Annotated in this window: 6 protein-coding genes and 1 pseudogene; 2 read left to right on the plus strand and 5 right to left on the minus strand. The window is 71.5% G+C overall.

Translation table 11 applies throughout. From position 1 onward, the window contains the following. Window positions 1-723: 723 nt before the first annotated feature. Entirely contained in the window at window positions 724-1,206 is a 483-nt protein-coding gene (locus ACYVE9_RS10605; RefSeq protein WP_461027524.1) for a CarD family transcriptional regulator, read from the minus strand. 651 nt (window positions 1,207-1,857) lie between these two features. Between ACYVE9_RS10605 and ACYVE9_RS10610 the strand changes: the two genes are divergently transcribed. Further along, window positions 1,858-2,583: a copper chaperone PCu(A)C gene (locus ACYVE9_RS10610; protein ID WP_461027525.1), complete on the plus strand. Its 726-nt coding sequence runs from the start codon at window positions 1,858-1,860 to the stop codon at window positions 2,581-2,583. Between the two features lie 177 nt (window positions 2,584-2,760). Here the strand turns inward: ACYVE9_RS10610 and ACYVE9_RS10615 are convergent, their stop codons facing one another. Both ACYVE9_RS10615 and ACYVE9_RS10620 read right to left on the minus strand, forming a co-directional pair. Further along, window positions 2,761-3,441, minus strand: coding sequence for a response regulator transcription factor (locus ACYVE9_RS10615; protein ID WP_283989831.1), 681 nt, complete (start codon window positions 3,439-3,441; stop codon window positions 2,761-2,763). Then, window positions 3,438-4,778 (minus strand): sensor histidine kinase, encoded by a 1,341-nt coding sequence (locus tag ACYVE9_RS10620; RefSeq protein ID WP_461027526.1) that lies wholly within the window; start codon window positions 4,776-4,778, stop codon window positions 3,438-3,440. Before ACYVE9_RS10620 ends, ACYVE9_RS10615 begins: the two co-directional genes overlap by 4 nt. A 372-nt stretch (window positions 4,779-5,150) precedes the next feature. Here ACYVE9_RS10620 and phoU point away from each other — a divergent pair, with 372 nt between their 5' ends. Continuing rightward, a complete protein-coding gene (gene phoU, locus ACYVE9_RS10625; protein ID WP_461027527.1) occupies window positions 5,151-5,933 on the plus strand; it encodes a phosphate signaling complex protein PhoU in 783 nt (260 codons plus the stop codon). Between the two features lie 179 nt (window positions 5,934-6,112). Here the strand turns inward: phoU and ACYVE9_RS10630 are convergent, their stop codons facing one another. Together ACYVE9_RS10630 and ACYVE9_RS10635 are read right to left on the minus strand one after the other, a co-directional pair. Continuing rightward, window positions 6,113-6,763, minus strand: a complete 651-nt coding sequence (locus ACYVE9_RS10630; protein WP_461027528.1) for a response regulator — start codon at window positions 6,761-6,763, stop codon at window positions 6,113-6,115. A gap of 323 nt (window positions 6,764-7,086) precedes the next feature. Further along, window positions 7,087-7,797, minus strand: a pseudogene (locus ACYVE9_RS10635) (hypothetical protein); the annotation flags it as partial.

Genomic DNA, 7,797 nt, shown 5'->3' on the forward strand with positions numbered 1-7,797 from the left:
GGGCCGAGCCGCACGCCGCGGCCGGCGGCGGGAATGATCGCCGCGGTGCGCGGGGTGGCGGTCGGCGCGTCGCCGGGCACGGTGTGCTCATCGGACATTGGTTGCGCGTTCAGGTTTGTGTCCTTGCCTGAGGTGGGTATGGCCACAGCGAGTCGGGAGCAGCACCTCGGACGGCCCTTCCGTGAGAACCGTTCGAGAGCGGCAGCCCGGGCTCGGGGCCCGGTCGCCGCGTCTGTCCGCCGTAGCCGGTGGGGACGCGCGGAAGTGGCCGGGATGAGAAGGATCAAGCGAAGACGTGGCTCGGATCACGAAGTGCGGCGCACAGTCATGCCCGTACTCCGGGAGTGCCGCCTGCGGGGGTGTTGTTGCCTGCTCGGGGCCTGCTCACCGTAGCGACGCCTCCCCGGGCAGGCCCGGTGGTCACCGCGGCTTCGCGCCGCGGATTCCCGCTGGGACGGCACCGCCCGCGCAGCACCGACTGACACCGCGCCACTGACACCGCAGCACCACCACACCGCGCCGGCCCGACACCGGGGCGACCGGCATGGAACCGTCGAACCGTTCCACCGGCTGCCACGAGTCGTGCGGCGCGGCAGACATGCAGCAGTGCCCGGCGCGACAGCCATCGGCCGTCACTCGGGCACCACGGCAATCCGCGTCTGCCATCCGTTGCCATGCGCCGTCACCCTTCCGCTGGTGACGGTGCATGTCGCTGGGAGTGCGTCAGGAGGCGAGGACCTCGTCGAGCAGTGCCTCGGCCTTGTCCTCGTTGGTGTTCTCGGCGAGAGCGAGTTCACTCACCAGGATCTGGCGGGCCTTGGCGAGCATCCGCTTCTCACCTGCGGAAAGCCCGCGCTCCCGCTCACGACGCCAGAGGTCACGCACGACCTCGGCGACCTTGATGACATCACCGGAGGCGAGCTTCTCCAGGTTTGCCTTGTAACGACGAGACCAGTTGGTGGGCTCTTCGGCGTACGGTGCACGAAGCACCTCGAAGACCCGCTCCAGTCCGTCCTGGCCGACCACATCACGAACGCCGACGAGCTCGGCGTTTTCCGCCGGCACACGAACCTCAAGATCGCCCTGAGCGACCTTGAGAACCAAGTACAGCTTGTCCACGCCTTTGATCTGGCGAGTTTCGATGGCCTCGATCAGCGCGGCCCCGTGATGGGGATAGACCACGGTGTCGCCAACCTTGAACGTCATGTGTCAGGTACCCCTTCCGTGGCTATCCAGGATAGCACGGGATGCGGGTGTTCTGAATGACGTTTTCGCAGGTCAGGGCACATCTCGGGGCTTGACAACACCGGCTGGGACGTGCTGCGGACGATGGGCGGAACCAGGTATTCGCAGGTGGGGGCCGGTCCCACGGGAAGCCGAAACACCGCGGAAACCGGACGGGAAGCGCCACCTCGAACCCCTGGAAGTCCGTTTTGTCGGAATTTTGAAGGTCGCTCGTTTGGCCGTCGCTTAATTGATCAACGCATGACCGGACGGCACCCCGGCCGATATTCCGGGCCGCTCCAAAACGTGCGGAGAATCGCCCGTACGGACGCGGCGGGATTTCTTCGGCCGGCTTCCGGCCGTGTTCGACTGGGCGATACGGGCGCGCTTCCCGCTCTCTCCCGCCGGCCTCCCGAGCGGCACCGGGTGATCACTTCCCGCGCCGGCGTGCGCCCGTCACGAGGGCTGTGGAGTTTCCGGGTGCGACGGCACCGGTGACCGGAGCGCCGCCTCCCTCACGCCCGGTGGGGCGGGCCGGGTACGGAGGCGAACCCGGGGGTCGGTAACCTGAGCGCCTGACAGCCTCTTTACGCCCCACCAGCTCTTCACTTACCGCTAGGAGAAGCCGCCGCCGTGAGCAGCAAACTTCGACGCGGCGTCGTCGCCGCCACCGTCATCGCGCTCTCGACCGTTTCGCTGGCCGCCTGCGGGGCCGGTAGGGACGCGCAGACGAGCGGGGTCAACCCGGACAACGCCGCGACCACTGTCGGGGACATCAAGATCCAGAACGTCAACATCGTGACCGGTGAGGACGAGGACGGCCCGGCAGCGGTGTCGGCCCGGATCTTCAACGACGGCACGCAGGACGAGACGCTGGAGGGCATCCGGGTCGCCGGAGCCGGCGGGGACGTCGAGCTGAAGCCGGCCGAGGACGGCGACCTCACCATCCCGGCGGGCGGCTCCCTGATGCTGGGTGGCGCCGACAACGCGTCCGCGTTCCTCGCGGACGCCGGTGACGTGGCGGACGGCAACGCCCAGCCCGTCTCCTTCGAACTGAGCGAGACCGGCACCGTCGAACTGCGCGCGACCGTGGTCCCGGCCCGCGGCGGCTACGCCGACTACGGCCCGACCCCCGCGCCGGAGGCGTCGGCGAGCGAGTCGGAGTCGGGCACGCCCGAAGGGTCGACCGACGGCGAAGGCTCTACCGAGGGCGCGGAAGGCGCGGAGCAGGACGCCGCCGGGGACGACACGGCATCCCCCGGCGCCGAGGAGGGCGACGGCACGAACGGTGACGCCGCCGGCTCCCAGGACGCGGACCAGCCCGGCATCGGCACCTCCGAGAGCCCCGTAGCGCAGTAACACCCCCGGTGTCGCACGGCGACCCCCGTGCCTCGCGTCGACCGTCCGGCCGCCCGGCCGGTGCGGTGGCGGGACGGGTGCGGTGGCGGGCCGCCCGCGCAGGTCGTACACGTCGTACACAGCAGGATGCCCCCGGCAGGCCGGGGGCATCCTGCTGTCGTCTGCCGCCGGGGCGGTCTACGGCTCGAACTTGTAGCCGAGCCCGCGCACGGTGACCAGGTACCGCGGGGCGCCCGGGTCGGGCTCGATCTTGGCCCGCAGCCGCTTGACGTGCACGTCCAGGGTCTTGGTGTCACCCACGTAGTCGGCGCCCCACACCCGGTCGATCAGCTGCATCCGGGTGAGGACGCGGCCGGCGTTGCGCAGCAGCATCTCCAGCAGGTCGAACTCCTTCAGCGGCAGATCGACCTTGCCGCCGGAGACGGTGACCACGTGGCGGTCGACGTCCATCCGGACCGGACCGGCCTCGAGCGCCGCCGGCTCGACCTCCTCCGGCTCGCCGCGCCGCCGCAGCACCGCGCGGATCCGGGCGACCAGCTCCCGGGACGAGAACGGCTTGGTCACGTAGTCGTCAGCCCCTATTTCCAGGCCGACCACCTTGTCGATCTCGCTGTCCTTGGCGGTCACCATGATGACCGGGACGTTGCTGTGGTTGCGCAGCTGGCGGCAGACCTCGGTCCCGGGCAGGCCCGGCAGCATGAGGTCCAGCAGCACCAGATCGGCGCCGTTGCGCTCGAACTCGTCCAGCCCCTCCGGTCCGGTCGCGGCGATGGCGACCTCGAAGCCTTCCTTGCGGAGCATGTACGACAGGGCGTCGCTGAACGATTCCTCGTCCTCGACAACGAGCACTCGGGTCACGGGAGGACCTCCGGGGCAGAGAGTTGATCACGGGTGAAGGTCTCGTACGACCGGCTCTGCACGGTGCCGTCGGCCCCGCCGTGGGCGGGATCGTCGGAGTCGTCGGCTTCGTCGTAGTCGGCCGGTTCCTGCAGTGCGCCGCTGAGCTGCTGCCGGCTGCGCCGGCTCTTCTCAGCCCGCTCCCTGGCGGTGCCAGCTTCCGGCAGTCGCAGGGTGAAGGTGGAGCCCTGTCCTTCAGCGCTCCAGACGGTGACCTCTCCCCCATGGGAGGCGGCCACGTGTTTGACGATGGCGAGCCCGAGGCCGGTGCCTCCGGTCTGCCGGGAGCGGGCCGGATCCACGCGGTAGAACCGCTCGAAGATCCGGTCCTTGTCCCTGTCCGAGATGCCGATGCCCTGGTCGGTCACGGCGATCTCGATCATGTCCCCGCCGGGGACCGCGATACGGCGGGCGGCGATGCCCACCCGGGTCCGCGGCGCGGAGTAGTTGACGGCGTTCTCGACGAGGTTGCCGAGCGCCGCGGCCAGCTGGCCGCGGTTGCCCCAGACGTACAGGTCCTCGAGACCGCCGGTGGCCATGGTGATCTGCTTGGTGCCGGCCGCCTGACCGCAGCGGTCGATGGCCTCGTTGACGAGCACCCCGACCCCGACGGGCTCGGAGTCCTCCAGCGGGTTGTCGTTCTGCACCCGGGAGAGGTCGATGAGTTCCTGGACGAGGTTGGTGAGCCGAGTGGCCTCGTGCTGCATCCGGCCGGCGAAGCGCTCGACCGCCTCCGGGTCGTCGGACGCGTCCCGCACCGCCTCGGAGAGCAGCGACAGCGCGCCCACCGGTGTCTTCAGCTCGTGGCTGACGTTCGCCACGAAGTCGCGGCGGACCGCCTCTATCCGCCGGGCCTCGGTGAGGTCCTCGACCAGCAGCAGGACCAGTCGGGAACCGAGCGGCGCCACCCTGGCGGACACCGCCAGCGCGTCGCCCCGGCCGGTGCCGCGACGCGGCAGGTCCAGCTCGACCTGCCGTATCTCGCCGTCCCGCCGGGTGTCCCGGGCCATCTGCAGCATCGCGTCCACCGCGAGGCGACCGCCCCTGACCAGGCCCAGCGCGTAGGCGGCCGAGCTGGCCTTGACCACCGCGTCGCCCTCGTCGAGCACCACGGCGGAGGAGCGCAGCACCGACAGCACGGTGTCCACGCCCGGCGGCAGCCCGGCGTCCACGTGCAGGGAGGTACGGGTGGGGCGGGTCTGTTCCCGCTCGCTCCAGCGGAACGCCAGCACGGCGAACGCACCGGTGCAGACCCCGGCGATCGCTGCCACTGCGGCGACTGCCGCGTTCACGTCCATGTCCTCAGGTTAAGCGGGTTCCGGAAGCCACTCCCAGGTCTGACCGGGCAGCTCGAACACTCGTCCCCCAGAGTTCACCGGCAGGACGGGGGTGGTTCACTGTGCGGGACGCGAACCGGCCCATTCCGGGCCCACCCTTCCGGCGGGAGGGGACGGCCGCCGAGCCGGCGTCCCCGATTCGGCCGGACGGGGCCCGTATCCGGTCGGAGGCGCCGTCAGCGGCCGGTCGGATCCCGTATCCCAGAGTTCACTCGGGTGTCGTGGGTGATTCACTTGAGATGCCGAAGCCGGACGCATTGCGGGCCGAGCGTGGCAGCCTGGGGATTCTGCCCCCGGACCGGCCGTACATCGCCATGCTAGGGAAGGACAGTCATGCGGGACGCGTACCACGAGGAACTGGACTCGATCAGCGAGCACCTGGTCGAGATGGCCAGGCTCGTCGGATCCGCGATCGGCCGCGCCACCACGGCGATGCTGGACGCGGACCTCAATCTCGCCGAGAGCGTGATCGCCAACGACGACAAGGTCGACGACCTCCAGCGCGCCCTGGAGACCAGGGCCATCCAGCTGCTCGCCCGTCAGCAGCCGGTCGCCACCGACCTGCGGATAGTCGTCACGTCGCTGCGCATGAGCGCCGACCTCGAGCGCTCCGGTGACCTGGCCCAGCACGTGGCCAAGGTCGCCCGGCTGCGGTTCCCGCAGTCCGCGGTGCCGCGCGACCTGCAGGCGACCCTGCTGGAGATGGGCCAGCTCGCCCAGCGGCTCATGGCGAAGGCCGCCGAGGTGATCATCACCAAGGACGTCGACCTGGCATTCCAGCTGGAGCAGGACGACGACAAGATGGACGACCTGCACCGCACGCTCTTCCAGCACCTGATGGACGACCGCTGGAAGCACGGCATCGAGACCGCCGTCGACGTCACCCTGCTGGGCCGGTACTACGAGCGGTTCGCCGACCACGCCGTGTCCGTGGCCCGCCGGGTGGTCTACCTCGTCACCGGTGACTACGCCGACGAGCTCGACCCGGCGGCGGCCGCCCAGGCCGCGGTCCCGAGCGCCTCCGCACAGACCGGCTCGGAGCAGTCGGAGTCCGGTGAGCCGACCGCGGGTCAGGCCGCCTCGGCCCAGGCCGGGCCGGCGTCGGACGACTCCTGACAGCTGTGACGGCGGACGCCGGGTGGTGAAGGCGGGCGTCGGGCAGTGACCGTGGGCGTCGGGTCGGGAGCTGGTTTTCCCCGCCCGACGCCCGCGAAGCCGGGCGTCGCCAGGTCGGGCGGGTCGCAGCCGAGCCGGACGGATGGTGTGGTCGGCGGGCCGGATGGTGGGGTGGCGGGTCAGCCTCCGAGTCCCGCGTCGCGGGCCAGTAGCGCCGCCTGCACCCGGTTGGCGCAGTCGAGCTTGGCCAGGATGCGGCTGACGTAGGCCTTCACCGTCGCCTCGCTCATGTGCAGCCGCCGGCCGGCGTCCGCGTTGGACAGGCCCTCACCCAGCAGCGCCAGGACCTGCCGCTCCCGCTCGCCCAACCGGGAGAGCCGCGCTCTCGCCTCGTCGCCCCTCCCGTCGTGCCGGTCGGCCAGCGAGTCCACGACGTGACGGGTCGCGCCGGGCGACAGATAGGCGCCACCCGACGCGGCGGCCCGTACCGCCCGGATCAGCTCCTCCGGCGCGGAGTCCTTGAGCAGGAATCCCGCACCCCCACGACGCAGGGCGGCCAGGACGTTGTCCGGCTCACCGAAGGTCGTCAGGATCAGCGGCCGAGCCGAGGGGGCGGCCCGCCGCAGCTCGGGCAACGCGGACAGCCCGTCCAGCACCGGCATCTGGATGTCGAGCAGCACCACGTCCACGGCGTGGCTCCGGGCCAGCTCCACGGCCTCACGGCCGTCGCAGCCCTCGGCGACGACCTCGATGTCCCCCGCGGAGGTGAGGATCGCCCGGATGCCCGCCCGGATGAGCGGCTCGTCGTCGACGACCAGGACCCTGATCATGTGGGCGGCTCCAGCGCGGTATCGGTCGGGAGGGGGCGGGCGGCGGGCGCCGCGGCGCGTGGGTACTGCCGGGGCGGTGGCGTGTCCCCGGGCGGGGCGACGTCACCGGGTAGGTGGGGGCGGTTCGGTCCCGGGCGGGGCGTCGCGGCGAGCCCATCATGGCGGATCGGCGTTCCGGACGTGCACGCAGGAGGCCGGGAGCCGGGCGGGTCACCGCACCGGCTGTGCGCCGGATCGTGCGCGGCGCCCCGGGCGCCGACGGCGTGCGCCCGGCACGGGCCGGGTCCGTACGTGGCGTCGAGGACCGAGCGTGGGGGAAGCGGTCATGAGGTGGATATGTAGCGGTCCTTGGCCACCAGAACGTCGTCCCTGAAGCAGAACCGGAAGACGACGTCGGTGCTCCAGTCCCCGGTGTCCTCGCTGGACATCAGGTGGAGGCAGTGCGCGCCGCGCGGCACGGGCGGCTCGTCATCGGTGAGGCCCGAGGTGAGCAGCGCGCCGCCCTCGGGCAGCCGCTCGCGTACCGAGCTCTCGGACTGGCCGACCTTCATCGCCTTGTACTCGTCGGGATCGATCATGCTCTCCTGGAACTCCCGTACCACCGCGGTCAGCCCCCAGACCAGCAGGGCGACGACCAGCACCAGTGTGACCCCGGCGATTCCGCAGCCCCAGGGGAAGCAGGCGCGCCGGCGCCGGTCGAGCAGCCGGGCGAAGTCCTGGTGCGCACGGACCCGGGGATCGGCCGGGTCGAGCAGGCCGGGGTCCCCCGGGCCGTCACCACCCGCCGTCGTGGGACTGCCGTTCCCGGGCGGATGCGGAGAGCCGGCCAGGTGATGGACGCCGAGAGACTTGACCGAACCGGCCAGCCCGCCGCGCCGCCCATGGGGCGTGCCGCTGGAGGTGGTCAGGACGTCTCCGGGTGCGGCCCCGGCGGTCTCCTCCCGGCCGTGGTCGACCGGATCCTCGGGCCGGCGGCCGACGCCCGTCGCCTCGTACGGCAGCACGCCGGCGAGCCGGAAGCCGCCGCCGGGAGC

Source organism: Streptomyces sparsus, from assembly GCF_054776295.1.